Raw genomic sequence first — 26,155 nt, 5'->3', positions numbered from 1 at the left:
TTAGGCGACCGCCACGACGTCGAGAATGCGCTGCACCACGCGGTCCTGGTCGATGCCGGCGGCTTCCGCCTCGAACGACAGAATGATGCGGTGGCGCAGCACGTCGAACAGCACGGCCTGGATATCTTCCGGGCTGACAAAATCCCGCCCGGCCAGCCAGGCGTGGGCCCGTGCGCAGCGGTCCAGGGCAATCGAGCCGCGTGGGCTGGCGCCGTAGGCAATCCACTCGGCCAGTTCCGGGTCAAACTTGGCCGGGGTGCGCGAGGCCATCACCAATTGCACCAAATACTCTTCCACGGCATCGGCCATATACAGGCCGAGGATTTCCTGGCGCGCGGCAAAGATCGCTTGCTGGCTGACCAACTGCTCGGGCTTGGTTTCACCGTTGAGCGCTTCGCCACGAGCCTGGGCGAGGATCTTGCGTTCCACGCTGGCGTCCGGAAAACCGATTTTTACGTGCATCAAAAAGCGGTCGAGCTGGGCTTCGGGCAACGGATAGGTGCCTTCTTGCTCAATCGGATTCTGCGTGGCCATTACCAGAAACAGCGGCGACAGGTGATAGGTGCTACGGCCGACGCTGACCTGACGCTCGGCCATGGCTTCGAGCAGCGCCGACTGCACCTTGGCTGGCGCGCGGTTGATCTCATCGGCCAGCACCAGGTTGTGGAAGATCGGCCCCTGCTGGAACACAAAACTGCCGGTTTCAGGGCGATAGATCTCGGTGCCGGTGATATCCGCCGGGAGCAGGTCGGGGGTGAACTGGATGCGGTGAAACTCGGCCTCGATGCCTTCGGCCAGCTCCTTGATCGCTTTGGTCTTGGCGAGCCCGGGGGCGCCCTCAACCAGCATGTGACCATCAGCGAGCAAGGCAATCAGCAGCCTTTCGATGAGTTTTTCCTGGCCGAGGATCTGACTTGAAAGAAAATGTCGCAGCGCGACAAGCGCTTCACGGTGTTCCATCGTTAAGCTCATCCGGCAAATGTGACCAGCGAGTCTTGAATCTCGCCAGAGTTAAGTGGCAGCCACTTTAATGCAATCGCTGCCTCCTAGACTAACGTTGAACAACAAGGTTGTGGCGAAGGTCATTACTCGCGACTGCCTTGATCGAGTCCCCTGACGAATAACAAGCCAAACGGAGCAAACCCATGGCGTTCTTTACGGCGGCCAGCAAAGCCGATTTTCAGCATCATCTGCAAACGGCGCTGGCGCAGCACGTCAGTGAACAGGCTCTGCCACAAGTAGCCCTGTTCGCCGAGCAATTCTTCGGCATCATCGCCCTCGAGGAGCTGACTCAGCGTCGCCTCTCTGATCTGGTCGGCTGCACCTTGTCGTCCTGGCGGTTGCTGGAGCGTTTTGAACCGGCCAAACCCGAAGTACGGGTATTCAACCCTGATTATGAAAAACACGGCTGGCAGTCGACCCACACTGCCGTGGAAATTCTGCACAGCGACATTCCGTTCTTGGTTGACTCTGTACGCATGGAGCTGAATCGTCGCGGTTACAGCATCCACACCCTGCAGAACAGCGTGTTCAGTGTGCGCCGCAACAAGAGCGGCGAACTGCAGGAAATTCTGCCCAAGGGCGCCCAGGGCAAGGATGTGCAGCAAGAAGCGCTGATGTTCCTGGAAATCGACCGTTGCTCCAGCGCAGGCGAGCTGAAAGTTCTGGAAAAAGCCCTGCATGATGTATTCAGCGACGTACGCCTGAGTGTGGCGGACTTCCAGTCGATGAAGGCTAAGGCTATGGAGCTGCGTGCCTGGCTGGATAAGGCCAAACTCAAGGTCGAAGGCGCTGAGCTGGAAGAGATCAAAGTGTTCATGAGCTGGTTGCTCGATGATCATTTCACCTTCCTCGGTTATGAAGAGTTCACCGTTGCCGACAGTGCCAATGGCGGCAGTATCGTTTACGACGAAAAATCCCTGCTGGGTCTGTCCAAGCGTCTGCGCACGGGCCTTTCGGCCACTGACACGCACATCGAAGCGGAAGCCGTCAGTTACTTGCGTGGGGCACAGTTGCTGTCTTTTGCCAAGGCTGCCGTACCGAGTCGCGTGCATCGTCCGGCCTATCCGGATCTTGTGTCGATTCGTGAGCTGGACAGCAAGGGCAACGTTATCAAGGAGTGCCGTTTCATGGGCCTCTACACCTCTGCGGTGTATGCCGAGAGCGTGTGGAATATCCCGTATATCCGCCGCAAGGTGGCAGTGATCGAGCAGCGTTCGGGCTTCGACAGCAGTGCGCATCTGGGCAAAGAGTTGGCTCAAGTGTTGGAAGTGTTGCCGCGCGATGACCTGTTCCAGACGCCGGTGGATGAGCTGTTCAGCACAGCCCTGGCCATTGTGCAGATCCAAGAACGCAACAAGATCCGCGTGTTCGTGCGCCGTGACCCTTACGGGCGCTTCTGCTACTGCCTGGCCTATGTGCCGCGCGATGTGTACTCCACCGAAACCCGCATGAAGATCCAGCAGGTGTTGATGGAGCGTTTGCAGGGGCTCGATTGTGAGTTCTGGACGTTCTTCTCCGAGTCGGTGTTGGCACGGGTGCAATTCATCCTCAAGGTCGACCCGAAGAACCGTGTGCAGCTCGACCCCGTGCGCTTGGAAAAAGAAGTCATCCAGGCTTGCCGTTCGTGGAAAGACGATTACACCAGCCTGATCGTCGAAAGCCTCGGCGAAGCCCAGGGCACTGAAGTGCTCAGCGAATTCCCGGGCGGCTTCCCGGCCGGTTACCGTGAGCGCTTTGCCCCGCATTCGGCGGTGGTCGACATGCAGCACTTGCTCAGCCTGAATACCGAGCGCCAACTGGTGATGAGCTTCTACCAGCCGCTGACCCAAGGTGAGCAGCAACTGCACTGCAAGCTTTACCACGCCGATACGCCGCTGCCGCTGTCGGACGTGCTACCGATTCTGGAAAACCTCGGCCTGCGCGTACTCGGCGAGTTCCCCTACAAGCTGCGTCGTGCTGATGGTCGTGAGTTCTGGATTCACGACTTCGCCTTCACCTATGCCGAAGGTCTGGATGTCGACATCCAGCAGCTCAACGACACGCTGCAGGGCGCGTTCGTCAATATCGTTGGCGGCGCGGCGGAGAACGACGGCTTCAACCGTCTGGTGCTGATGGCCGCAATGCCGTGGCGTGATGTGGCGCTGCTGCGTGCCTACGCGCGCTACCTCAAGCAGATTCGCCTGGGCTTCGACCTCAGCTATATCGCCAGCACTCTGGTCAATCATGCCGATATCGCCAAGGAGCTGGTGCGCCTGTTCAAGACGCGCTTCTACCTGGCGCGCAAACTCACCGCTGATGACCTGGAAGACAAGCAGCAGAAGCTCGAGCAGGCGATTCTCGCTGCCCTGGACAACGTTGCGGTGCTTAACGAAGACCGCATCCTGCGCCGCTATCTGGACCTGATCAAAGCCACCCTGCGCACCAACTTCTACCAGACCGACGCGGCCGGGCAGAACAAGTCCTACTTCAGCTTCAAGCTCAACCCGCGGGCGATTCCGGATATTCCACGGCCGACGCCGAAGTTCGAAATCTTCGTCTACTCGCCGCGTGTTGAAGGCGTGCACCTGCGCTTTGGCGACGTAGCGCGTGGCGGCCTGCGCTGGTCGGACCGTGAAGAAGACTTCCGCACCGAGGTGCTGGGCCTGGTCAAGGCGCAGCAGGTGAAGAACGCGGTGATCGTGCCGATGGGCGCCAAGGGTGGCTTTATCCCGCGGCGACTGCCGGTCGGCGGCAGCCGTGATGATGTGCTGGCCGAGGGCATTGCCTGCTACCGCATCTTTATCAGCGGCCTGCTGGATATCACCGACAACCTCAAAGACGGTGCTGTGGTGCCACCGCAGAACGTGGTACGCCACGATGGCGACGACCCATACCTGGTGGTGGCCGCCGACAAAGGCACCGCGACCTTCTCCGATATCGCCAACGGCATTGCTGCCGAATACGGCTTCTGGCTGGACGATGCGTTCGCTTCGGGCGGCTCGGCCGGTTATGACCACAAAGGCATGGGCATCACCGCCAAGGGCGCCTGGGTTTCCGTGCAGCGCCACTTCCGTGAGCGCGGTATTGATGTGCAGAACGACCCCGTCACCGTGATTGGCATTGGCGATATGGCCGGTGACGTGTTCGGTAACGGTCTGCTGCTGTCGAAAAGCTTGCAGCTGGTCGCGGCCTTCAACCATATGCACATCTTTATCGACCCCAACCCGGACGCGGCGAAAAGCTTTGTTGAGCGTCAGCGTCTGTTTGATCTGCCGCGCTCCAGCTGGGCCGATTACGACGCCAAGCTGATTTCCGCTGGCGGCGGGATCTTCCTGCGTAGCGCCAAGAGCATCGCCATCAGCCCGCAAATGAAAGAGCGCTTCGACATCCGCGCGGACAAGCTGGCGCCTAACGAACTGCTGAACGCCTTGCTCAAGGCGCCAGTGGATCTGCTGTGGAACGGCGGTATCGGCACCTACGTGAAATCCAGCAAGGAAAGCCACGCCGACGTTGGCGACAAGGCCAACGACCTGCTGCGCGTGGATGGACGTGAACTGCGCGCCAAGGTGGTGGGCGAGGGCGGTAACCTCGGTATGAGCCAGCTGGGCCGGATTGAGTACGGCCTCTATGGCGGCAAGAGCAACACCGACTTTATCGACAACGCCGGTGGTGTGGACTGCTCCGACCACGAGGTGAACATCAAGATCCTGCTCGGCGAAATCGTCGGCGCTGGCGACATGACCGGTAAGCAGCGCAACAAGCTGCTGGTGGAAATGACCGACGCAGTTGGCGGTCTGGTGCTGGGTAACAACTACAAGCAAACCCAGGCGTTGTCCCTGGCCGAGCGCCGCGCACGCGAGCGGGTTGGCGAGTACAAGCGCCTGATGAACGCCCTGGAAGCGGCCGGCAAACTGGACCGCGCCCTGGAGTTCCTGCCTACTGATGACGAGCTTAACGAGCGTGCTGCCAATGGTCTGGGCCTGACCCGTCCAGAGCTATCGGTGCTGATCTCCTACAGCAAGATCGACCTCAAGGAATCGCTGCTGAAATCTCTAGTGCCGGACGATGAATATCTGGCCCGCGAGATGGAAACCGCCTTCCCGCCGCTGCTGGCGAAGAAGTTTGGCGAGCCGATGCGTCGCCATCGCCTCAAGCGTGAAATCGTCAGCACGCAGATCGCCAACGATCTGGTCAACCATATGGGCATCACCTTCGTGCAGCGCCTGAAGGAGTCCACTGGCATGAGCGCTGCCAATGTCGCCGGTGCCTATGTGATCGTGCGTGATGTGTTCCGTCTGCCGCACTGGTGGCAGCAGATTGAAGCGCTGGATTCCAAGGTGCCAGCCGAGTTGCAGTTGCAGATGATGGACGAGTTGATGCGTTTGGGTCGCCGGGCTACACGTTGGTTCTTGCGTAGCCGCCGTAATGACCTGGATGCGGCCCGCGATGTGGGGCATTTTGCGCCACGCGTCGAAGCCCTGGCCCTGAGTCTGGACGAATTGCTCGAAGGCCCGGCCCGCGAGCAGTGGCTGGCCCGCTTCCAGGCGTATGTCGAAGCCGGTGTGCCGGAGGTTCTGGCCCGTGTTGTTGCGGGCACCAGTCATCTGTACACCCTGTTGCCAATTATCGAAGCGTCGGATCTCACTGGCCAGGAACCGGCCCAGGTGGCAGCCGCTTACTTCACCATTGGCGACTCGCTGGAGCTGTCCTGGTACTTGCAGCAAATCACCAGTTTGCCGGTGGAAAACAACTGGCAGGCGCTGGCCCGTGAAGCCTTCCGCGATGACCTGGACTGGCAGCAGCGTGCGATCACCGTATCGGTATTGCAGATGGCTGAAGGTCCGACGGATATCGAGGGGCGTGTTGGCGTGTGGCTCGATCAGCACCGCCGTTTGGTTGATCGCTGGAAGTTGATGCTGGGAGAGTTGCGTGCCGCGACTGCTACCGACTACGCCATGTACGCTGTGGCCAATCGTGAGTTGATGGACCTGGCGCAAAGCGCCTGATAGAAGCAGCGCAGGTTTGACCTGCGCTGTTGCATATAAAAGCCCCGCAGATGCGGGGCTTTTATATGGATGACTGCTTTGCGCTACAAGGGCAGGTCAGTCATCGAAGTCCATCCAGCCGCCCATCTCTTTCCACCGATTGACGATGCCGCAGAACAATTCGGCAGTCTTCTCGGTGTCGTAACGGGCCGAGTGTGCTTCCTTGCCGTCGAAGTCGATGCCGGCGGCTTGGCAGGCTTTGGCCAGTACGGTCTGGCCATAGGCGAGGCCCGCCAGGGTGGCGGTGTCGAAGCTGGAGAACGGGTGGAACGGGTTGCGCTTGATGCCGGTACGGTTCACTGCAGCATTGAGAAAGCCCAGGTCGAAGCTGCTGTTGTGGCCGACCAGGATCGCCCGCTTGCAGCTGTTGGATTTCAGCGATTTGCGCAGGCTGCGGAAAATTTCTGTCAACGCGTGCTCTTCGGTGACGGCCATGCGTAACGGGTGATCGAGTTTGATGCCGGTAAAGTCCAGCGCCGCCTGCTCGATATTGGCACCCTCGAATGGCTCGATGCGGAAGAACTGGGTGTGCTCTGGATAAAGGAAACCGCCTTCGTCCATGCCAATGGTGGTGGCCGCGATTTCCAGCAGGGCATCGGTGGCGCTGTTGAAACCACCGGTTTCCACATCCACGACCACCGGCAGGTAACCGCGAAAGCGCGCCGCCATAGGGTGGCGCGGGCCGGAGTTAGAGCTCTCTAGTTCGTCTTCGTACAGGTCTTCGCTCACGCGTTTGCCTCCAGCAGGCGCCAGCGTAGGGTTTCACCCGCACGCAAAGGAATAACCGACAGTTCGCCTAGCGGTAGGCTCGCCGGGGCGGTCCAGTCTTCGCGAATCAGGGTGATGCTGTCGGTGTTGCGCGGTAGGCCGTAGAAGTCGGCGCCATTGAGGCTGGCGAAGGCTTCCAGCTTATCCAGGGCATTACGTTGCTCGAAGGCTTCGGCATACAACTCGATGGCGGCGTAGGCGGTGTAGCAGCCGGCACAGCCACAGGCGGCTTCTTTGGCGTGCTGGGCATGTGGCGCTGAGTCGGTGCCGAGGAAGAACTTGGCACTGCCACTGGTGGCCGCATCCAGCAGGGCTTCCTGGTGGGTGTTGCGCTTGAGGATCGGCAGGCAATAGAAGTGCGGACGAATACCACCAACCAGCATGTGGTTACGGTTGTAGAGCAGGTGGTGGGCGGTGATGGTGGCGCCGACGTTGGCCGAAGCGCCTTGCACAAACTCCACCGCATCACGGGTGGTGATGTGTTCGAACACCACTTTCAGGGTTGGGAAGCGTTCTACCACACGGCTCAGGTGTTCACCGATAAAGACCTTTTCGCGGTCGAACACATCGATCTCGCTGCGCGTCACTTCACCGTGCACCAGCAGCGGCAGACCGACTTCGGCCATGGCTTCGAGCACCGGGAAAATCTTGTCGATACTGGTCACGCCGGAATCGGAGTTGGTGGTTGCACCCGCCGGGTAGAGCTTGGCCGCATGTACGAAGCCCGAGGCTTTAGCCGTGCGCACATCTTCAGGCTGAGTCAGGTCGGTGAGGTACAGCACCATCAGCGGCTCGAAGCGGCTACCGGCAGGGCGGGCATCGAGAATGCGCTGGCGATAGGCGTCGGCTTCGCTGGCGTTGCGCACCGGCGGTACCAGGTTGGGCATGATGATGGCGCGGCCGAAGGTGCGGGCTACATCGCCGACGGTGTGCGGCAGAACGCCGCCGTCGCGCAGGTGGATGTGCCAGTCGTCGGGACGCAGCAGGGTAAGGCGGTCAGTCATGGAAGCTTCCAGGCGGGCAAAACGTGGCGAGAATGCTACCGGAAAAGCCCCGTGGCAGCACGTTGAAAGCGGGCGCGGTGGGTAAAGCTGACTGAAGGCAGTGCTGTGCTCGGGTTGTGCCTGCGTAAGTGGCATAAAGCACGGCTCAAGTTTTCCGCTGTGGCACCGATAGACAACAGGTAAGCCGTATTACCTGGAGCCTGTCGTGCGACCCTATCCACTCGTGGTGCTTTGCCTATTGGCAAGCCAGCCGGCCATTGGCATCAGTTTCCAGACGCGTCTGGAGAAGATCGAATGGCAGGTCGATGGCGATCAGTTCGAGTGCCGCCTGTCGCAGCCGATCACCGATTTCGGTTCCGGGGTGTTTGTGCGCCGTGCCGGCGAGCAAGTCACCTTCAGCCTGAAAGCCCGCGAGCGCTGGCTGGGTGCCGGCAATGCAACCTTGCTGGCGGCCGCTGCGCCCTGGCAGCCGGGGCGCGGTGATATCAACCTAGGTTCGGTCACCGTGGTGCCGGCAGAGGTGCTGTTCAACAGTTCCCAGGAGCAGGGCACGCGCTTACTCACCGGCCTACTGGAAGGCCGCAGCCCGCTGGTGAGGCATCGTGCGGCGATGGGCGGTGATGCGGTTGAAGTTCGCTTGCTGCCAGCCAAATTTGGCAAGGCATACAACGATTATCTGGATTGCACGGCCAAACTTCTGCCGGTGAATTTCGATCAGGTGCGCAAGAGCCAGGTCGGCTTTCCGGGTGGCGGTATCGATCTGGAGCCGCTGGCTCAGGCCAAGCTGGATATCATCCTGAGCTTTCTCAAGGCCGACCCCAGCGTCAATCGCATTCAGCTCGATGGCCATGCCGACAATAGCGGCAATCGGCTGACCAATCGTGACCTGTCGCGCCGCCGCGCGCTGGCCGTGATGGAGTACCTCAAGGCCGGTGGTATTCCTGCCGAGCAGATCACCATGCGCTTCCATGGTGAGCGCTATCCGGTGGCGCCGAACACTAATGAAGCCAACCGTGCGAAGAATCGCCGGGTAACCATTCTTCTAGATCGGGTGCCGGAGGCGGCAGTGCCGTCTGCACCTGCTCCGGCCCCTGAAGCGACTGACCCAGCGGCTACTTCCTAGCGCCTGCTATTCGTCAGTTGTTCAACAATTATCCGTCGCTTGGCCGTCACAAGCTGTCGCGCCTCTGTAAATCAGGCGCCGTGACCAGTAGAATCACGGGTTTTCCCGCACAACCCCGTGGAGTTGATGGCATGGCCGACGTAAACAAGGTAGTCCTGGCATATTCCGGTGGCCTGGACACTTCCGTGATCCTCAAGTGGCTGCAAGATACCTATAACTGCGAAGTGGTGACCTTCACCGCAGACCTCGGCCAGGGTGAGGAAGTCGAGCCGGCACGCGCCAAGGCCAAGGCCATGGGCGTCAAGGAAATCTACATCGACGATTTGCGCGAAGAATTCGTGCGTGACTTCGTCTATCCGATGTTCCGTGCCAACACCGTCTACGAAGGCGAGTACCTGCTGGGCACGTCTATCGCTCGCCCGCTGATCGCCAAGCGCTTGATTGAAATCGCCAACGAGACCGGTGCCGATGCCATTTCCCATGGCGCCACCGGCAAGGGCAACGACCAAGTGCGTTTCGAGCTGGGTGCCTACGCACTGAAGCCTGGCGTGAAAGTCATCGCCCCGTGGCGCGAATGGGACCTGCTGTCGCGCGAGAAGCTGATGGACTACGCCGAAAAGCATGCCATCCCGATCGAGCGTCACGGGAAGAAGAAGTCGCCGTACTCCATGGATGCCAACCTGCTGCACATCTCCTATGAGGGCGGCGTGCTGGAAGACACCTGGACCGAGCACGAAGAAGACATGTGGAAATGGACTGTCTCCCCCGAGGCAGCGCCTGACGCACCTACCTATATCGAGCTGACCTACCGCAAGGGCGACATCGTTGCCATCGACGGTAAGGAAATGAGCCCGGCCACCGTGCTGGCCGAACTCAACCGCATCGGCGGTGAGAACGGTATCGGCCGTCTGGATATCGTCGAGAACCGTTTTGTCGGCATGAAGTCCCGTGGCTGCTACGAGACGCCCGGCGGCACCATCATGCTCAAGGGCCACCGCGCCATCGAGTCGATCACCCTCGACCGCGAAGTCGCTCACCTGAAAGACGAGCTGATGCCCAAATATGCCAGCCTGATCTACAACGGTTTCTGGTGGAGCCCTGAGCGTCTGATGCTGCAACAGATGATCGACGCCTCCCAGGCCAATGTGAATGGTGTGGTGCGCATGAAGTTGTACAAGGGCAATGTGATCATCACCGGCCGCAAGTCTGATGATTCGCTGTTCGACGCCAATATCGCCACCTTCGAAGAAGATGGCGGCGCATACAACCAGCAGGATGCGGCCGGCTTTATCAAGCTCAACGCTCTGCGCATGCGCATCGCGGCGGGCAAAGGGCGCAAGATGCTCTGATAAACTTGAGCACCTGAGCCACACCAAACCCCGGCCATAAGCCGGGGTTTGCATTTATAAGCCCGCAAGATGGGCAATGATGAGGAGAAACCAGATGAGACTGCTGCACACCATGCTGCGCGTCGGCGATATGGATAAATCCATCGCGTTCTACACCGAAGTGCTGGGCATGACCCTGCTCCGCCGCAAGGATTACCCAGAAGGGCAGTTCACCCTGGCCTTTGTCGGTTATGGCGATGAGGCGCATAACAGCGTGATTGAGCTGACCCATAACTGGGGTGTGGGCAGTTACGAGCTGGGCACTGGTTATGGCCATATCGCCTTGGAAGTGGCCGATGTGTACAAGGCCTGCGAAGACATTCGCACCCGCGGCGGTAAGATCACCCGCGAGCCAGGGCCGATGAAGCACGGCACCAGCATTCTGGCGTTTGTCGAGGATCCGGACGGCTACAAGATTGAGCTGTTATCGCCATCGCGCGCCGATTAGGGCCCGCTGCATCTTGCTGAGCAACAAAAAAGCCCCGCTGCGTAGCGGGGCTTTTTTGCTGGAGACAACGTTAAAGGTCGAAGTCGTATTCGGCCAATTGCTTGTGCAAGCGGCGCTCTTCGAGGAAGTTGTCGATGATCCGGCGCTTGGTCAGGTTGGTCTTGGCAACCTCTACCGGTGCTTCGGCGTCATCCGCTTCTTCGGCAACAAAATCTTCATCCAGCGCAAGATCTTCTTTGTCAGTGCTCATAAATTCACTCCAGGCTACCAGGGCCATTCAGCTGCTGTGAAAACTACTGCGCTCGGTCATGCTGCGTTGGAAACAGGCTCAAACTGCTCATTTACAGCTCGTAAACTCCGCGTGTTCGCCTGTTTCCGCCTTGCCTGACCTTCGCTCGCTACGTTTTCACACAACCTGATTTGCGCACCTTATAGCGGCAAAACTTGAGCGGGTAAAAAAGATTTTTTCAATTAGCTTATTGAGCGGCTGAATAGCGGCTCAATCGTCGGAGGTTTTCTGTTTGTATTCGCACAGATCTTCGATGCGGCAGCTGCCGCAGCGCGGCTTGCGCGCCTGACACACGTAGCGGCCGTGGAGGATCAGCCAGTGGTGTGAATCGAGGAGAAATTCCTTGGGCACGAATTTCATCAGCTTTTTTTCCACCTCCAGCACGTCCTTGCCAGGGGCAATACCGGTGCGGTTACTGACGCGGAAAATATGCGTGTCCACCGCCATCGCCAGCTGGCGGAACGCGGTGTTGAGCACCACGTTGGCGGTCTTGCGCCCGACCCCGGGCAGTGCTTCGAGGTCTTCGCGGTTATCCGGCACCTGGCTGCCGTGCTTCTCAATGAGCATGCGACAGGCTTCGATAACGTTCTTCGCCTTGCTGTTGTACAGGCCGATGGTCTTGATATAGCCGCTCAGCCCCTCCACGCCCAGGGCGTAGATTGCCTCCGGGGTGTTGGCCACGGGGAACAGCTTGGCCGTAGCCTTGTTGACGCTGACGTCGGTGGCCTGGGCGGACAGGGTGACCGCTACCAGCAGCTCAAATGGCGTGCTGTAGGCCAGTTCGGTCTTCGGCTCGGGGTTGTCTTCATGCAGGCGGCGGAAGATCTCGTAGCGCTTGGCGGCGTTCACTCGATCACTCCGGTCACCCGTACGCGGCGGCTCTGTACCGGTGTATCGACCTGCTGCGCCTTGGCCCGCTCGGCCAGCACTTCGTCCACACGGTTTTTGCAGGCAATCAGCAAGCCCAGCATGATAAAGGCGCCCGGTGGCAGGATGGCCAGCAGGAAGCCCTTGTACTCGGGGATCAGCGTCAGCTGCCAGTTGGCGGCAATGGGCCCGAACAACAGGTGCATATTGGCAAACACCGCCCCTGTGCCGAACAGCTCGCGCAGGGCGCCGATCATCACCAGCACCACGCCAAAGCCCAGGCCCATCATCAGGCCGTCATAGGCGGCGCGGGCCGGGTCGTTCTTCGCGGCGAAGCCATCGGCGCGGCCAAGGATCACGCAGTTGGTGGTGATCAGCGGGATAAAGATGCCGAGAATCTGGTACAGCTCGTAGGTGAAGGCCTGCATCAGCAGTTCAATGCAGGTGGTCAGGGCGGCGATGATCATCACAAAGGCCGGCAGCCGCACGGCGGTGTTGACCACGCCGCGCACCAGCGACACGGCGGTGTTGGAGCAGATCAGCACCACAGCGCTGGCCAGTGACAGCCCGAGGGCGTTGACCGCCGAGTTGCTCACGCCGAGCAGTGGGCAGAGGCCGAGTAGTTGCACCAGCGCGGGGTTGTTCTTCCAAAGGCCGTTAAGGGTGATCTCGCGGTAGCTGGGACTAGCCATTGGACTTCACCTGGGCTGCGAACAGTTGCTCTTGATGGGCATCGAAATACTGCAGGGCCTTGTGCACCGCCTTGACCACCGCGCGCGGGGTGATGGTGGCGCCGGCAAACTGGTCAAACTCACCGCGATCTTTTTTCACAGCCCAGCCGTCTTCGCTGGGGTTGCGCAGGGACTTGCCATCGAAGCTGCGAATCCAGGCGCTTTTGGCCAGTTCGATCTTGTCACCCAGGCCCGGGGTTTCCCGGTGGCTGAGTGCGCGCACGCCAGCTAGGCGACCATCTGCGTGGATGCCGATCAGCAAGTGGATCGCGCCGCTGTAACCGTCTGGCGCGGTGGCGCGCAGAATCACTGCGCTGGGTTGGCCGTCTTTCAGGGCGATATAGGCGGTCTGTGGCGATTTGCTGCCAAGCAGCGGGTCGTGCAACTGGATGCTGTTGTCCAGCAGATGATTGTCGTAGCTGCCCTGGGGCAGGATCTCGCTCAGGGCGCGTACCTGGGCTTCGCGCTCGGCGTTGGCGATGCGCTCGGCCGTGGCTTGTTGCAGCACGGCCACCAGACCCACGGTGGCGATGGCAAACAGCCCGAGCACCAGGGCGTTCTTCAGCATCGAGCGGCTAATTTCAGGCAGGGCCACGGTTACTCTCCCAACTTGAAGCCGCGAGTCGGCTTGCGGTGGCCGTAGGTGCGCGGCCGCGTGTAGTAGTCGATGGTCGGGGCTGCCAGGTTCATCAGCAGCACGGCGAACGCGACGCCGTCCGGGTAGCCGCCCCAGGCGCGAATCACGTAGACCAGAACGCCCACGCCGATGCCGAAAATCAGCCGGCCGAGGTTGCTGGTGGCGCCGCTGACCGGGTCGGTGACGATAAAGAAGGCGCCGAGCATCGTCGCGCCAGTCAGCAGATGAAACAGCGGCGAGCCGTTGGAGTCCGAGCCCGAGCCGTTCCAGAACAACAGACTCATCACCGCCAGGGCGGCGAGCATGCCCACCGGTGCATGCCAGGTGAACAGGCGCTTGTGCAGCAGGTACAGGCCGCCGGCGAGGAAGGCCAGGTTGACCGCCTCGGTGGCGGCGCCGCCGAGGTAGCCGAACGCCGGGTTCTGCGCCCACAGCTCATCAATGGTCAGGCTTTTATTAACCTTGAGTGCATCAAGTGCGGTGGCCTGGGTCCAGCCGTCGGGCAGGGTGGCGATGCCGAGAATCTGCTGCAGGCCTTCAAGCAAACCGATGGTATGCGGCGCCGGCCAGCTGGTCATCTCCACGGGGAAGGAAATCAGCACCACAACATAGCCGAGCATGGCCGGGTTGAAGGGGTTCTGCCCGAGACCGCCATACAGCTGCTTGCCGAACAACACGGCAAACCCGGTGGCCACCAGGGTCAGCCACCAGGGCGAGTAGGGCGGCAGCGCCAGGGCCAGCAGCACAGCGGTGACCAGTACGCTGTAGTCCTTGAGGAAGAACAGCACCGGGCGTTTACGCAGCGCCAGGATGGCCGCTTCAACACCGAGGGCGCAGACGCTAGCCCACAGCAGGTTGATCAGGGTGCCGGCGCCGAACAGCCAGGTCAGGGCGAGAATGCCCGGCACCGTAGCCAGCAGCACCTGCAGCATCACTTGCTGGGTGCGGTTGCTGCCCTTGGCGTGGGGCGATGTGATACGGGGCAGGGCCATTGGCGCTCCGGTCGTTGAGTTGGCTACGCAGGGCTGTGATCAGCTGCCTGCGTGTTCCTGTAATTGGCGTTCGGCATCGGCCAGGCGTTGACGTGCGGCGGCCAGGGCGTCGGCTGCACTGCTGCCATCACGCTCCAGCTTGCGCAGATCGGCGCGGGCAAAGGCCACTTCAGTCTTTAGCGCGCGGGTGGTTTCGTCGATCGGCTTCTTGTCGGTGCGCACCAGCTCGGGAGCCGGCTTGCCGGATGCATCCTCGGCCTGGTGCAGCGCCTGCTCGGCGGCGCTCAATGCCTCGCGCAGGCTGCCAAGCGTGGCTTCATCGCTGCCAGTCTTCTCTGCCTTCTTCAGCTCGGCGCGTTTCATCGCCAGTTCGATCTTGGCTTTTTTCAGCGGCTCGGGGTTGTCTGCATCAGGCGCTTTCGCGGCAGCGGCTGGCGCCTGAGCTTCCAGACTGGCTAGCAGTTTTTCGGCGGCTTCCAGCTGGCTGCGCAGTTGCTGCAGTTCGCTGTGTTGCTCGTCGCTTGGTGCCTCGAGCTTTTCCAGCTTGCGCACTTGGGCGCGCAGCATGGCGGCGTCGATTTTGGCCTTTTTCAATGCGCCATCGTCGGCAGTTGGTTTAGCGACTGGTATCGGTCCCTGAGCTTCCAGACTGGCCAGCAGTTTTTCGGCGGCTTCCAGCTGGCTGCGCAGTTGCTGCAGTTCGCTGTGTTGCTCATCGCTCGGTGCTTCGAGCTTTTCCAGCTTGCGTACCTGGGCGCGGAGCATGGCGGCGTCGATTTTGGCCTTTTTCAATGCGCTATCGTCGGCAGCCGGTTTGGCGGCTGGTGCTGGTGTCTGGGTTTCCAGGCTGGCCAGCAGTTTTTCTGCGGCTTCCAATTGGCTGCGCAGTTGCTGCAGTTCGCTTTGTTGCTCGTCGCTTGGCGCTTCAAGCTTTTCCAACTTGCGCACTTGGGCGCGGAGCATGGCGGCGTCGATCTTGGCCTTTTTCAATGCGCCATCGTCGGCTACTTGAGCAGCGGACGGAGCAGGCGGGTTGGCGGCCATAGCTGTGTCGAGCGCCTGCTGGGCGATGGCTGCAGCGCTGCGCAGTTCGTCGACCTGGGCCTGTAGTTCGGGGCTGGCATGGGTGGCCAGCTGCTTCTCGGCTTTCTTCAGGGCGACCTGGGCCATGCTGGCTTCGATCTTCAGCTTCTTCTGCTCATCGCTCAGGCCGGGCTTGCTGGTCGGTGCAGCGTTATCCGCTGCGGCCGGTGCGGTTTGCGCCTGGGCAGCCTTGGCTTGCGCCGCTTTGGCGGCGCGGGCCTGGCGTTCGGCTTCTTTCTGTTCTTCGGCGCGGCGCAAGCGTTCCTGACGCAACTCGAAGCGCTGCTTCGACTGCTCGGCCTTGAGTTGCTTCTGTTCCAGATCGCGAATCTCGCCCTTGGCGGCGCGGTAGTACTGCACCAGCGGAATGCTCGACGGGCAGACATAGGCGCAGGCGCCGCACTCGATGCAGTCGAACAGATTGTGCGCCTTAAGCTGTTCATGCTCCTGGCCGATGGCGAAGAAGTGCAGCTGCTGCGGCAGCAGGCTGGCCGGGCAGGCTTCGGCGCATTCGCCACAGCGGATGCACGGCATGGCCGGCGGCGGTAGTGGCAGCTCGGCGGTGGTCGAGGCCAGTAGGCAGTTGGTGGTCTTGATCACGGGGACGGCGAAGTCGGGCAGGGTAAAGCCCATCATCGGCCCGCCCATGATCAGGCGGTTCAGCTTGCTGCGGTCGAGGCTGGCGAATTCCAACAATTCACCCACCGGGGTGCCGAGCAGCACCTCGACGTTCATCGGCCGGGCCAGGGCTTCGCCGGTCAGGGTGGTGATGCGTGAGATCAACGGTTTGCCGTGGATCACCGCGTTATGAATGGCCACGCAGGTGCCGACATTCTGGCAAAGCATGCCGATATCCGCCGGCAGGCCGCCGCTGGGCACTTCCACGCCAGTGAGAATCTGGATCAGCTGCTTTTCGCCACCGGAGGGGTACTTGGTGGGGAAGACCTTGAGCTGATAGCTGCGCTCGTTTAGCGCGCTGCGCACAGCGGCGATGGCTTCGGGCTTGTTGTCTTCGATACCGATCAGCACCTGATCCGGCTGAATCAGCTGCACCAGAATATCGATGCCGCTGATCAGCTCGTTGGCGCGCTCGCGCATCAGCAGGTCGTCGGCGCTGATATAGGGCTCGCATTCGGTGCCGTTGATGATCAGCGTGTGGATCTTCTGCGTCGGCCGCGCGTTGAGTTTTACTGCAGTGGGAAAGCCCGCACCGCCCAGGCCGCTAATTCCAGCCTGGCGAATCAGCTCCAGTAGGGCGCTGTTTTCCAGATGGCGATAGTCTGCGCAGGGTGTCAGTTCGATCCATTCGTTCAATCCGTCGCTGTCGATGACGATGGCCGGGGCGAGCATGCCGGATACATGCGGGTAAGGCTGTGGGCCGATAAAGCTCACGGTGCCAGAGGTCGGCGCGTGCACCGGTACGCTGACAAAGCCGGTGGCGGCGGCGATCAGCTGACCTTTCAGCACGCGCTCACCCACGGTGACCACAGGTTCTGCGGGCGCGCCGATATGCTGGTTAAGCGGCAGCGTCAGGCGCGTGGGCAGTGGTGCCGGCTGGATTGGCGTGCGGTTGGACAGTTCCTTGCGCTCGGCCGGGTGAATGCCGCCGGGGATATCCCAGATCAGTGCTTCAGCCTTGTGCAGTGCACTCATGCCGCTTGCTCCCGGTCACTGGCAATCAGTTGGCCGGGCAGCAGGGGCTTTTCCCATTTCCAGCTTTGTACAGTGCTGCCGACTTCCAGCATGTCGATGCAGTCCACCGGGCAGGGCTCGACGCACAAATCGCAACCGGTGCATTCGCTGACGATCACCGTGTGCATCTGCTTGGCCGCGCCGACGATAGCGTCCACTGGGCAAGCCTGGATGCACTTGGTGCAGCCAATGCACTCGGCTTCACGAATGTAGGCGACCATTTGCGGCTTTTCGCCTTCCACGGCGTCCAGCGGCTCTGCTTCAACGTCGAGCAGGTCGGCCAAAGCCTGAATAGTGGCTTCGCCACCGGGTGGACACTTGTTGATCTTGTCGCCGCCGGCAATCGCTTCGGCGTAGGGTTTGCAGCCCGGATAGCCGCACTGGCCGCACTGGGTTTGCGGCAGCAGGGCGTTGATCTGCTCGGCAATCGGGTTGCCTTCGACCTTGAAGCGCACGGCCGCGAAACCGAGGATGGCGCCGGCCACCAGGCACAGGGCGAGCAGGGCGAGAACGGCGATCAGTACCAGGCTCATAGCTTGATCAGCCCGGTAAAGCCCATAAACGCCAGGGACATAAGCCCGGCGGTGATCATGCCGATGGCCGCGCCCTGGAAGGATTTCGGTACGTCGGCAATGGCGATGCGCTCACGCATGGCAGCGAACAGCACCAGTACCAGGGAGAAGCCGAGGCCGGCGGCAAATCCGTTGGTGGTAGCGGTGATAAAGGTGAACTCGGCCTTGTTGGCGTTAAGCAGGGCCACGCCCAGAACGATGCAGTTGGTGGTGATCAGCGGCAGGAAGATGCCGAGCACGCGGTACAGCAGCGGGCTGGTCTTGTTAACCACCATTTCGGTGAACTGCACCACCACGGCAATCACCAGAATAAAGCTGATGGTGCGCAGGAATTCGATATCCAGCGGCTTCAACACATACTGCTGCACCAGGTAGCTGCACATGGCGGCCAGGGTCAGCACGAAGGTGGTGGCCAACGACAGGCCGATAGCCGTCTCGATCTTTTTCGAGACGCCCATAAAGGGGCACAGGCCAAGGAACTGGACCAACACGAAGTTGTTGACCAGGATGGCGCTGACCATGATCAAGGCGAGTTCGGTCATTGCAGGTTCCATTGATGGACGGGCAAAGGCCGCAGGAAAGGGGTGGCTATTATCGGTAAGCCGATCCTGCCATACAAGCCGGATCAGCCTTCCTGAGGTGCTGCCATAAGGCTAGCGCAGCCTGACCAGAGTGGCTGCGCTTGGGGCACAGGTTTACTTGACCCGCTGGCCTGGTTTGGCACCGCTGTCCGGGCTGAGCAGGTAAATCTCTTCACCGCCAGGACCGGCGGCCAGCACCATGCCTTCGCTAATGCCGAACTTCATCTTGCGCGCCGCCAGGTTGGCCACGTACAGAGTCAGGCGGCCTTCGAGCTTGCTTGGGTCCGGGTAGGCGCTCTTGATCCCGCTGAACACGTTGCGCTTGGCATCGCCGATATCTAGGGTCAGGCGCAGCAGCTTGTCGGCACCTTCAACGAACTCGCATTTCTCGATCAGGGCGATACGCAGGTCGACCGCGGCAAAGGCGTCGAAGGCGATTTCTGCGGCCAATGGATCTTTCGTCAGCTCGCCATTACCAGCGGCTGCTGGAGCGGCTTCGCTGGAGGCCAGGTCTTCTTTGGAGGCTTCGATCATGGCTTCGATTTTCGCAGGCTCGATACGGGTCAGCAGGGCGTTGAACGGGTTCAGCTGGTGGTTGGCCAGCAGGCTCTGGTGGTCGCCCCAGCTCAAAGGCGCGACATTGAGGAAGGCCTCGGCATCGCTGGCCAGCTTGGGTAGCACCGGCTTGAGGAAGATCACCAACTGGCGGAACAGGTTGACGCCCAGGGCGCAGATGGCCTGCACTTCGTCCTGCTTGCCTTCGATCTTGTTCAGCGACCACGGCGCCTTGTCGGCGATCCAGGCGTTGGCGCGGTCGGCCAGGGCCATGATCTCGCGCATGGCGCGAGCAAAGTCACGGGTTTCATAGGCTTCGGCGATGCTCGGGGCGGCGGCCTGGAAGGCGTCAGTCAGCTCGGGTGCGGCGTTGCCAGCGACCAGCAGGCCGTTGTTGCCCTTATGGATAAAGCCAGTGCAACGGCTGGCGATATTCACCACCTTGCCGACCAGGTCCGAGTTGACCTTCTGCACGAAATCTTCGAGGTTGAGGTCGAGGTCATCCACGCCACGGCCGAGCTTGGCCGCGTAGTAGTAGCGCAGGTATTCCGGGTTCAGATGATCTAGGTAGGTGCGCGCTTTGATAAAGGTGCCGCGCGACTTGGACATCTTCTGCCCATTGACCGTCAGATAGCCGTGCACGGCCACCGCGGTCGGCTTGCGCAGGCCGGCGCCTTCGAGCATGGCCGGCCAGAACAGGGCGTGGAAATTGACGATATCCTTGCCGATAAAGTGGTACAGCTCGGCGGTGGAATCCTTGTTCCAGAACGCGTCGAAGTCCAACTCCGGGCGCTTGGAGCAAAGGTTCTTGAAACTGGCCATATAGCCGATCGGCGCGTCCAGCCAGACGTAGAAGTACTTGCCCGGCTCGTCGGGGATTTCAAAGCCGAAGTAGGGCGCATCGCGGCTGATGTCCCATTCCTGCAGGCCGGAGTCCAGCCATTCGGCGATCTTGTTGGCTACTGCATCCTGCAACGCGCCGCCACGGGTCCAGCTTTTCAGCATGGCCTCGAAGTCCGGCAGCTTGAAGAAGAAGTGCTTGGAGTCGCGCAGCTCCGGCACGGCCCCGGAAATCGCCGAGCGCGGGTTCTTCAGTTCGGTGGGCTCGTAGGTGGCACCGCATTTTTCGCAGTTGTCGCCGTACTGATCTTCGGCCGCACACTTGGGGCAGGTGCCTTTGATAAAGCGGTCGGCGAGGAACATGCCCTTTTCGGGGTCGAAGTACTGGGTCACCGAGCGGGTGGCGATATGCCCGGCGTCACGCAGCTTCAGGTAGATGGCCGCCGACAATTCGCGGTTTTCGTCCGAGTGGGTCGAATGGTAGTTGTCGAACTTCACCCCGAAATCGGCGAAGTCGGCGGTGTGTTCGGCCTGCACATTGGCGATCAGCTGTTCCGGGGTGATGCCTTCTTTCTCGGCGCGCAGCATGATCGCCGAACCATGGGCGTCGTCGGCGCAGACGTAGATGGCCTGGTTGCCGCGCAATTTCTGGAAGCGCACCCACATGTCGGTCTGGATGTACTCGAGCATATGGCCGAGGTGGATCGAGCCGTTGGCATAGGGCAGGGCGCTGGTAACGAGAATCTTGCGGGCTTCGGTCATGGTGATCGGCTGCACTGGTAACACTGGGAAGCCGGTAACTATAAAGGAAGCGGCAAGCTACAAGCCAGAAGCGACAAGAAAAAGCCTTGCATTCCGCGGGCTGGCCCGTGTTGCGTGTGGCTGCTGTTATGATGTCCGCCTGTTCTGCTCGGTCTTTCCTTGGGAGTTTTTTATGTCCGTTACCCGCGCAGCGATCGAAGCTGCACTGTCCCAATACACCGATCCCCACTTGAGCCAGGACCCGGTCAGCGCCGGCTGCGTGCGTGAGGTCGATATCCAGGATGGCAAGGTCAGCGTGCGCCTGCAGCTGGGCTACGCCGCCGGGCTGTTCAAAAGCGGCTGGGCGCAGATGTTGCAAATGGCCCTGGAAAATCTCGAGGGCGTGGAACGCGCCCAGGTGCAGGTCGACTGTGTGATCGAGGCGCACAAGGCTCAGGATCAGGTGCCGGCGCTGGCCAATGTGAAAAACGTGATTGCGGTGGCCTCGGGCAAGGGCGGTGTGGGCAAGTCCACCACCGCCGCCAACTTGGCATTGGCACTGGCGCGTGAAGGGGCCAAGGTCGGCATTCTCGATGCGGATATCTACGGGCCGAGCCAGGGCATTATGTTCGGTATCCCGGAAGGCACGCGGCCGCAGGTGAAGGATCAGAAGTGGTTTGTGCCGCTCAAGGCCCATGGTGTTGAAGTCATGTCCATGGCTTTTCTCACCGATGAAAATACCCCTGTAGTGTGGCGCGGGCCGATGGTCTCCGGCGCGCTGCTGCAGTTGATTACCCAGACCGCCTGGGATGATCTGGATTACCTAGTGGTCGATATGCCGCCAGGCACTGGCGACATCCAGCTGACCCTGGCGCAGAAGGTGCCGGTGGCGGGTGCGGTGATTGTCACCACGCCACAGGATCTGGCCCTGCTGGATGCCAAGAAGGGCGTGGAGATGTTCCGTAAGGTTAATATCCCGGTGCTCGGCGTGGTGGAGAACATGGCCGTGCACATCTGCTCGAACTGCGGGCATGCCGAGCATCTGTTTGGCGAGGGCGGTGGCGAGAAGCTGGCGGCGCAGTTCGGTGTTGATCTGCTGGCCTCCTTGCCGCTGTCGATGGCGATTCGTATGCAGTCGGATGGTGGCAAGCCCACTGCTATTGCCGATCCGGAAAGCCAGATCGCGATGATCTACCAGGAAACTGCGCGTAATGTCGGTGCGCGCATTGCTCAGAGCGCTGGGCAGCAGGCGATGCCGAGCATCGTCATCAGCGAGGATTGATGCCCGGTGGCGCACGAAAGTGCGCCACATCGGGGTCGCAGACAGAATAAGCGTGCATAAAAAAGCCCCGCACTAGGCGGGGCTTTTTCTCAAGCGAGGTCAGTGCAGGTTATACAACCTGGACTTCCTCAGCTTGCATGCCTTTCTGACCGCGGGTAGCGACGAAAGTCACTGCCTGGCCTTCTTTCAGGCTCTTGAAGCCATCGCTCTGGATAGCTTTGAAGTGTACGAAGAGGTCGTCACCGGACTGTGGGGTGATGAAGCCGTAGCCTTTTTCATCGTTGAACCACTTAACGGTGCCATTCTGACGATTCGACATGTTATGTCTCCTAACAAATTTATTAACAGCCCTGGAAAAGCCCAGGCCGGGACTGAGTGCAACGAGTACTAGGAGTCGGACGATGTTTGGATCGAAATCTAGGCATCAAGTAGCGATTCGCGGTGACACATGCAGCACAGTGGGGCAACCATACTCGCTTTTAACGCTAAGCGCGAATGCTCTGTGCATCTTTCTGTTATTTGGCGACAGGCTGGCGGTTTACCCTTTTTGCGCCCTACGCGGTCTCAAGAGCCTTTGAACCATACCGCCGGCCCCGGTAAGATGCGTGCACTTTTCACCCTTCGCTATAGCAGGACAGCCGCCATGAGCATCAAATCGGATAAGTGGATTCGCCGCATGGCTCAAGAGCACGGCATGATCGAGCCTTTCGTCGAGCGCCAGGTACGTGCCGAAGGCGCACAGCCACTGATCTCCTACGGTGTTTCTAGCTACGGCTACGATGTGCGCTGCGCCGATGAATTCAAGGTGTTTACCAATATCAACTCGGCGACCGTCGACCCGAAGAACTTCGATGAGAAGAGCTTTGTCGATGTAAAAAGCGATGTTTGCATCATTCCTCCGAACTCCTTCGCCTTGGCGCGTACTGTGGAGTTCTTCCGCATTCCCCGCGATGTGCTGACCATCTGCCTGGGCAAGAGCACTTACGCGCGTTGCGGCATTATCGTTAACGTCACCCCACTGGAACCCGAGTGGGAAGGCCACGTGACCCTGGAATTCTCTAACACCACCACTTTGCCGGCGAAGATCTATGCCAACGAAGGCGTGGCACAGATGCTGTTTCTGCAGTCCGATGAGGCGTGCGAAGTGTCTTATAAGGATCGCGGTGGTAAGTATCAGGGCCAGCTGGGTGTGACCCTGCCTAGGGCCTGAGTCACTTCAGTCGATCCATAGGAAAGCCGGGCATTGCCCGGCTTTCCTGTTTTTACCTCGGGTAAGTCAGTCACTGCTGCACGTTTTTTCTGGTTGTTCTGTGCGGATCATGTCTGCGAGCTTTTCTGATGTTGGGTGTAGTGCTTGACCACGTCGCCGAGGGCCGTAGTTATTACCGCGGTGGATACGCCGAACATCAGGATGCCGTTTGCGGCCTCTATCGGGCTGAGCAGTTGCCGTGGGGTTGAGAGCACAAGGTCGCCGTAGCCAACGGTAGTGAAGGTCACGCCCGAGAAGTACAGCGCTTGGGAAAAGCTCTGAAATTCGTCAAGGGCGATAAACAGTACAGCCCAGATGGCCATCTGCACAAAATTGCCCGCCAGAAGCAATAGCATCACCAGACTCAGAATCAAGATGGTGCTGCCCAGCGATGGCTGGCTAAGGCTGCGCCGGTACTCGGCATAGCGGCGCAGGCTGAGGGCGACTATCACGGTTTGCAGAAGCAGGCACAGCAGTATCAGCGGCAGACCGATCATCAGGCTCAGGAACATGGCTTCTCCTTGGTAGCTTTAGGCGCGCCGATGTTTATTCGTCATCCAGCGGGGTGCTCTCCCTGTTGGCTTGCGGCGTATCGACCCACTGCCAGAACAGCTTGTAGCCGACTGCCAGAAGTACCGGGCCGATGAACAGGCCGATGATGCCGCCGCTTACCATCCCGCCCAGCGCGCCAATCAGTACCACGGGCATTGGTACATCCACTCCACGCCCCAGTAACAGTGGCTTGAGTACATTGTCGGCGAGGCCGGCGACGAAGACGTAGATCGCGAAGATGATGGTTGCCAGGGAGGCCCCCTCGCTGAAGAACACGAAGGCGATTACTGGCAGGGTGATCAGCGTGGCCGGCAGTTGCATGATCCCCAGTAGCAGTACGGCCAAGGCCAGCAGGCCGGCACCGGGAACACCCATGAAGATGAAGCCGGCACCAATCAGCAGCATCTGGATAAAGGCAATACCGATCACCCCCTGCGCCACAGCGCGGATGGTGGCGGTGCAGAGCTCGACCAGAGCGTCGCTGCGCTCAGTCTCGATCACCCGTGCGGCAATGCGTTGGGCGCTGCGGTGACCGGTTTCGCCAAACGCCATGATGATGCCGGCAATCATCAGTGCGGCGATGAATACCAGCATGTCGATTCCTATTCCGGCAACCTTGCCGAGTAAGCCCAGTGTTACATCCTTGAGCTGAGGTGCCAGGCGTTGCAAAACGCCGGTTAGATCGGAAGCCGCTTGTTCCCAGAAGCCATGCAGTGACTTGCCGATCAGTGGCCATTGAGCAACCGCATCCGGCGGTGGTGGGACATGCACACCGTCGGCTTTGACGTGGGCGATGACCACTTCCACCGACTCTATTAGGGTCGTGCCGAGCAGGTAGGCGGGGATCAATAGAATGGTAATGGCAAGCAATATGAGCAGTGTGGCTGCGCGGCTATCGCTGTGTCCGGTGTGCGCCTTGATCATGTTGCACAGCGGATAGAGGGTGACGGCGAGGATCAGCGCCCAGATCATCAGGCTAAGGAACGGGCTGAACACCTGGAAGCAGGCGACCACCAAGGCGGCGACTAAACCTGCGCGGATCAGGGTATCAAGTAAGGTGCGGGTGATCATCTGCTCAGGTATTGCGTTCGGCGACATATGGCTTTCCTTTCCTGACGTGCCCTTAGGCCTGCCCGACCTGAGTGGCTGAGCAGTTACTTCAAGAAAGCGTAGCCTGCCGCAGGCATGCCAGCCCGCGGCTTAGGCGCTTAGCGCCGTTCGCGTTTGTGACGGATGTTGCCGTAGGTACGCGCGGTAGTGGCATATGCCTGGGAGGTATGGTCGGTGTCGATCAACTGCCGGGGTGGCTGCTATTTTGCCGTCGAACGTCATCAGTCGGCCGTGCGCTTCGTGGGCTTTGTTACGTTCTGCTGTCGATAGTAGGTCGATGGCGGCTTGCAGGCTTTCGGCCATGCCCGGTGTGCTGAACATGTCCCGCAGCATAGCGGCAAGGGCGAGGTTTGTTCGTGCTGCATGGCAATCATGCTTTGTGTGCCATGCCGTTAAACTGCTTAATCGAGGTGGGGTGCAGCCCAGGCTAAATATTTCGGGAATTCTTGTTCGGGCATGGCGCTCTAATGTTCAGTGTCATTACTGATCGAAGGAGGTAAACGACATGCATGCGCCTCAATTATGCAGCAGCCTATTCATGCCCTTTGGGATTGTCAGATGTGCTGGTGGTATTCCGGGGCAGCCTGAGCCAGATACCCCGGATGAGCCAATACAGCCCAATCAGCCTACTGAACCGGGTGAGCCGCTAGTGCCGGATCAAGCGCCGCCTGTACCGGTGGCGAGTTGTTAAGGGGCTAATGGCAGCTCGCGCTTGTGTCGGGTGTTGTCGTAAGTGCGCACGATGATGGCATAGGCTTCTTCGCGTACTGGCTGGCTGTGCAGGAACGCGTCGATTTCCGCATAGCTGACGCCGTGTGCTTCTTCGTCTGGCTTGCCTGGGCGCAACTCTTCCAAATCGGCCGTAGGTACTTTGAATACTAGGTTTTCTGGAGCACCGAGGTACTTGGCGATGGCTCGTACCTGATTTTTTACCAGGCCGGAGAGCGGCGCCAGATCGCAGGCGCCGTCGCCGAACTTGGTGAAAAAACCCATCACAGCTTCGGCAGCGTGGTCGGTGCCGATCACCAGCCCATTGTTGGCATTGGCGATGGCAAATTGAGCGACCATGCGGATACGCGCTTTGATGTTGCCGGTGACGAAGTCGCGGCGGGCATCGCTGAGTTTCTGCAGGTGGGCGACTTGTTCGCCGAGGCCCATCACGCTGTCCGCGATATTCACAGTGTCTTCTTCATCGGCGCGAATAAATTTCAGCGAGTCCTGAGCGTCCTGCTCGTCGTGCTGGGTGCCATGCGGTAGGCGCACGGCGATAAAGCGATAGGTGTTATCGCTGGTCTCGTTGCGCAATTCTTCCACTGCCAGTTGAGCCAGGCGCCCTGCAGTGAGGGAGTCAACGCCGCCGCTGATGCCTAACACCAGAACTTTTAAACCGGAGTTTTTCAGGCAGTTTTTGATAAAGGTTTTGCGCTGATTGATCTGTGCAACCAGCGCAGCGTCGTCGGCGAAGGGTGGTACCACGTCGAGGGCAGCGGCAATTTCAGCTTGGCGGTTGCTCATTTCAAAGTCCTCACTGGGTGCAGAAAACATGGCTTATGCGGTAGTGCGATAGCAATTCACGGTGCTAGGGCATCAAGCGTTGTTCAAAGTGCAAAGCTTACGTTGAACTG

At 60.1% G+C, this 26,155-nt stretch carries 22 protein-coding genes; 6 read left to right on the top strand and 16 right to left on the bottom strand.

Annotated features, from left to right (window positions below; all coding sequences use genetic code 11):
• The gene (locus AACX99_RS11635; RefSeq protein WP_090252347.1) at positions 1-960 is read right to left on the bottom strand and encodes an AAA family ATPase; all 960 of its coding nucleotides are present in this window, start codon (positions 958-960) and stop codon (positions 1-3) included.
• 185 nt (positions 961-1,145) lie between these two features.
• Here AACX99_RS11635 and AACX99_RS11630 point away from each other — a divergent pair, with 185 nt between their 5' ends.
• Positions 1,146-5,987 carry an NAD-glutamate dehydrogenase gene (locus AACX99_RS11630; protein WP_339411963.1) on the top strand — a complete coding sequence of 1,614 codons (4,842 nt, stop codon included), beginning with the start codon at positions 1,146-1,148 and terminating at the stop codon, positions 5,985-5,987.
• A gap of 96 nt (positions 5,988-6,083) precedes the next feature.
• Here the strand turns inward: AACX99_RS11630 and rnt are convergent, their stop codons facing one another.
• On the bottom strand, positions 6,084-6,755 hold the full coding sequence (gene rnt / locus AACX99_RS11625) for a ribonuclease T (protein ID WP_339411962.1): 672 nt from the start codon (positions 6,753-6,755) through the stop codon (positions 6,084-6,086).
• Positions 6,752-7,798, bottom strand: coding sequence for a dihydroorotase (gene pyrC / locus AACX99_RS11620; protein WP_339411961.1), 1,047 nt, complete (start codon positions 7,796-7,798; stop codon positions 6,752-6,754). The genes rnt and pyrC overlap by 4 nt, the downstream gene beginning before the upstream one ends.
• A 205-nt stretch (positions 7,799-8,003) precedes the next feature.
• Between pyrC and AACX99_RS11615 the strand changes: the two genes are divergently transcribed.
• From AACX99_RS11615 to gloA, 3 genes are all read left to right on the top strand, one after another.
• Positions 8,004-8,921, top strand: a complete 918-nt coding sequence (locus AACX99_RS11615; RefSeq protein ID WP_339411960.1) for a flagellar protein MotY — start codon at positions 8,004-8,006, stop codon at positions 8,919-8,921.
• 131 nt (positions 8,922-9,052) lie between these two features.
• Positions 9,053-10,270 (top strand): argininosuccinate synthase, encoded by a 1,218-nt coding sequence (locus AACX99_RS11610; RefSeq protein ID WP_339411959.1) that lies wholly within the window; start codon positions 9,053-9,055, stop codon positions 10,268-10,270.
• Between the two features lie 94 nt (positions 10,271-10,364).
• A complete protein-coding gene (gene gloA, locus AACX99_RS11605) occupies positions 10,365-10,757 on the top strand; it encodes a lactoylglutathione lyase (protein WP_339411958.1) in 393 nt (130 codons plus the stop codon).
• 70 nt (positions 10,758-10,827) lie between these two features.
• On the opposite strand, the gene AACX99_RS11600 is transcribed toward gloA, so the two are convergent.
• From AACX99_RS11600 to metG, 9 genes are all read right to left on the bottom strand, one after another.
• Complete coding sequence (locus tag AACX99_RS11600; RefSeq protein ID WP_339411956.1) at positions 10,828-11,007, bottom strand: PA3496 family putative envelope integrity protein; 180 nt, start codon at positions 11,005-11,007, stop codon at positions 10,828-10,830.
• 249 nt (positions 11,008-11,256) lie between these two features.
• A complete protein-coding gene (gene nth, locus AACX99_RS11595; protein WP_339411954.1) occupies positions 11,257-11,895 on the bottom strand; it encodes an endonuclease III in 639 nt (212 codons plus the stop codon).
• Positions 11,892-12,605 carry an electron transport complex subunit E gene (locus tag AACX99_RS11590; RefSeq protein ID WP_339411952.1) on the bottom strand — a complete coding sequence of 238 codons (714 nt, stop codon included), beginning with the start codon at positions 12,603-12,605 and terminating at the stop codon, positions 11,892-11,894. Before AACX99_RS11590 ends, nth begins: the two co-directional genes overlap by 4 nt.
• Positions 12,598-13,212 carry an electron transport complex subunit RsxG gene (gene rsxG / locus AACX99_RS11585; protein WP_339412219.1) on the bottom strand — a complete coding sequence of 205 codons (615 nt, stop codon included), beginning with the start codon at positions 13,210-13,212 and terminating at the stop codon, positions 12,598-12,600. The genes AACX99_RS11590 and rsxG overlap by 8 nt, the downstream gene beginning before the upstream one ends.
• A 29-nt stretch (positions 13,213-13,241) precedes the next feature.
• The gene (locus AACX99_RS11580) at positions 13,242-14,273 is read right to left on the bottom strand and encodes an RnfABCDGE type electron transport complex subunit D (RefSeq protein ID WP_339411950.1); all 1,032 of its coding nucleotides are present in this window, start codon (positions 14,271-14,273) and stop codon (positions 13,242-13,244) included.
• 39 nt (positions 14,274-14,312) lie between these two features.
• A complete protein-coding gene (rsxC, locus tag AACX99_RS11575) occupies positions 14,313-17,009 on the bottom strand; it encodes an electron transport complex subunit RsxC (RefSeq protein WP_339411948.1) in 2,697 nt (898 codons plus the stop codon).
• Complete coding sequence (gene rsxB / locus AACX99_RS11570) at positions 17,006-17,581, bottom strand: electron transport complex subunit RsxB (protein WP_167145151.1); 576 nt, start codon at positions 17,579-17,581, stop codon at positions 17,006-17,008. Before rsxB ends, rsxC begins: the two co-directional genes overlap by 4 nt.
• Positions 17,578-18,162 carry an electron transport complex subunit RsxA gene (gene rsxA / locus AACX99_RS11565; protein WP_339411946.1) on the bottom strand — a complete coding sequence of 195 codons (585 nt, stop codon included), beginning with the start codon at positions 18,160-18,162 and terminating at the stop codon, positions 17,578-17,580. The genes rsxB and rsxA overlap by 4 nt, the downstream gene beginning before the upstream one ends.
• 153 nt (positions 18,163-18,315) lie before the next feature.
• On the bottom strand, positions 18,316-20,358 hold the full coding sequence (metG, locus tag AACX99_RS11560; RefSeq protein ID WP_339411944.1) for a methionine--tRNA ligase: 2,043 nt from the start codon (positions 20,356-20,358) through the stop codon (positions 18,316-18,318).
• A 172-nt stretch (positions 20,359-20,530) separates the two neighbouring features.
• On the opposite strand from metG, the gene apbC reads away from it, so the two are divergent.
• Positions 20,531-21,619 carry an iron-sulfur cluster carrier protein ApbC gene (gene apbC, locus AACX99_RS11555; RefSeq protein ID WP_339411942.1) on the top strand — a complete coding sequence of 363 codons (1,089 nt, stop codon included), beginning with the start codon at positions 20,531-20,533 and terminating at the stop codon, positions 21,617-21,619.
• Positions 21,620-21,728: 109 nt separating this feature from the next.
• Here apbC and AACX99_RS11550 read toward each other — a convergent pair whose 3' ends face one another.
• On the bottom strand, positions 21,729-21,938 hold the full coding sequence (locus AACX99_RS11550) for a cold-shock protein (protein WP_090242762.1): 210 nt from the start codon (positions 21,936-21,938) through the stop codon (positions 21,729-21,731).
• A 324-nt stretch (positions 21,939-22,262) separates the two neighbouring features.
• Between AACX99_RS11550 and dcd the strand changes: the two genes are divergently transcribed.
• Positions 22,263-22,829, top strand: coding sequence for a dCTP deaminase (gene dcd, locus AACX99_RS11545; RefSeq protein WP_090384763.1), 567 nt, complete (start codon positions 22,263-22,265; stop codon positions 22,827-22,829).
• A 107-nt stretch (positions 22,830-22,936) separates the two neighbouring features.
• Here the strand turns inward: dcd and AACX99_RS11540 are convergent, their stop codons facing one another.
• The 3 genes from AACX99_RS11540 to nadE all read right to left on the bottom strand — a co-directional run bounded on the left by AACX99_RS11540 (position 22,937) and on the right by nadE (position 26,045).
• Complete coding sequence (locus AACX99_RS11540) at positions 22,937-23,380, bottom strand: potassium channel family protein (RefSeq protein WP_339411935.1); 444 nt, start codon at positions 23,378-23,380, stop codon at positions 22,937-22,939.
• 34 nt (positions 23,381-23,414) lie between these two features.
• On the bottom strand, positions 23,415-24,518 hold the full coding sequence (locus AACX99_RS11535) for an AI-2E family transporter (RefSeq protein ID WP_339411934.1): 1,104 nt from the start codon (positions 24,516-24,518) through the stop codon (positions 23,415-23,417).
• 699 nt (positions 24,519-25,217) lie between these two features.
• Positions 25,218-26,045 (bottom strand): ammonia-dependent NAD(+) synthetase, encoded by an 828-nt coding sequence (gene nadE, locus AACX99_RS11530; protein WP_339411932.1) that lies wholly within the window; start codon positions 26,043-26,045, stop codon positions 25,218-25,220.
• Positions 26,046-26,155 lie beyond the last annotated feature (110 nt).

The organism is Pseudomonas sp. EA_35y_Pfl2_R5 (assembly GCF_963970805.1).
In the GTDB taxonomy this organism is placed as follows: domain Bacteria; phylum Pseudomonadota; class Gammaproteobacteria; order Pseudomonadales; family Pseudomonadaceae; genus Aquipseudomonas.
The sequence above is the reverse complement of the archived record's forward strand: the minus strand, read 5'-3'. Positions and strand labels throughout refer to the sequence as shown.

Excerpts from the sequence above, each read along its gene's own strand:
- AACX99_RS11635 (WP_090252347.1), bottom strand. The coding sequence starts at position 960 with ATGGAACACCGTGAAGCGCTTGTCGCGCTGCGACATTTTCTTTCAAGT.
- AACX99_RS11630 (WP_339411963.1), top strand. The coding sequence starts at position 1,146 with ATGGCGTTCTTTACGGCGGCCAGCAAAGCCGATTTTCAGCATCATCTG.
- pyrC (WP_339411961.1), bottom strand. The coding sequence starts at position 7,798 with ATGACTGACCGCCTTACCCTGCTGCGTCCCGACGACTGGCACATCCAC.
- AACX99_RS11610 (WP_339411959.1), top strand. The coding sequence starts at position 9,053 with ATGGCCGACGTAAACAAGGTAGTCCTGGCATATTCCGGTGGCCTGGAC.
- gloA (WP_339411958.1), top strand. The coding sequence starts at position 10,365 with ATGAGACTGCTGCACACCATGCTGCGCGTCGGCGATATGGATAAATCC.
- AACX99_RS11600 (WP_339411956.1), bottom strand. The coding sequence starts at position 11,007 with ATGAGCACTGACAAAGAAGATCTTGCGCTGGATGAAGATTTTGTTGCC.
- AACX99_RS11590 (WP_339411952.1), bottom strand. The coding sequence starts at position 12,605 with ATGGCTAGTCCCAGCTACCGCGAGATCACCCTTAACGGCCTTTGGAAG.
- rsxG (WP_339412219.1), bottom strand. The coding sequence starts at position 13,212 with ATGCTGAAGAACGCCCTGGTGCTCGGGCTGTTTGCCATCGCCACCGTG.
- AACX99_RS11580 (WP_339411950.1), bottom strand. The coding sequence starts at position 14,273 with ATGGCCCTGCCCCGTATCACATCGCCCCACGCCAAGGGCAGCAACCGC.
- rsxC (WP_339411948.1), bottom strand. The coding sequence starts at position 17,009 with ATGAGTGCACTGCACAAGGCTGAAGCACTGATCTGGGATATCCCCGGC.
- rsxB (WP_167145151.1), bottom strand. The coding sequence starts at position 17,581 with ATGAGCCTGGTACTGATCGCCGTTCTCGCCCTGCTCGCCCTGTGCCTG.
- rsxA (WP_339411946.1), bottom strand. The coding sequence starts at position 18,162 with ATGACCGAACTCGCCTTGATCATGGTCAGCGCCATCCTGGTCAACAAC.
- metG (WP_339411944.1), bottom strand. The coding sequence starts at position 20,358 with ATGACCGAAGCCCGCAAGATTCTCGTTACCAGCGCCCTGCCCTATGCC.
- apbC (WP_339411942.1), top strand. The coding sequence starts at position 20,531 with ATGTCCGTTACCCGCGCAGCGATCGAAGCTGCACTGTCCCAATACACC.
- AACX99_RS11550 (WP_090242762.1), bottom strand. The coding sequence starts at position 21,938 with ATGTCGAATCGTCAGAATGGCACCGTTAAGTGGTTCAACGATGAAAAA.
- dcd (WP_090384763.1), top strand. The coding sequence starts at position 22,263 with ATGAGCATCAAATCGGATAAGTGGATTCGCCGCATGGCTCAAGAGCAC.
- AACX99_RS11540 (WP_339411935.1), bottom strand. The coding sequence starts at position 23,380 with ATGTTCCTGAGCCTGATGATCGGTCTGCCGCTGATACTGCTGTGCCTG.
- AACX99_RS11535 (WP_339411934.1), bottom strand. The coding sequence starts at position 24,518 with ATGTCGCCGAACGCAATACCTGAGCAGATGATCACCCGCACCTTACTT.
- nadE (WP_339411932.1), bottom strand. The coding sequence starts at position 26,045 with ATGAGCAACCGCCAAGCTGAAATTGCCGCTGCCCTCGACGTGGTACCA.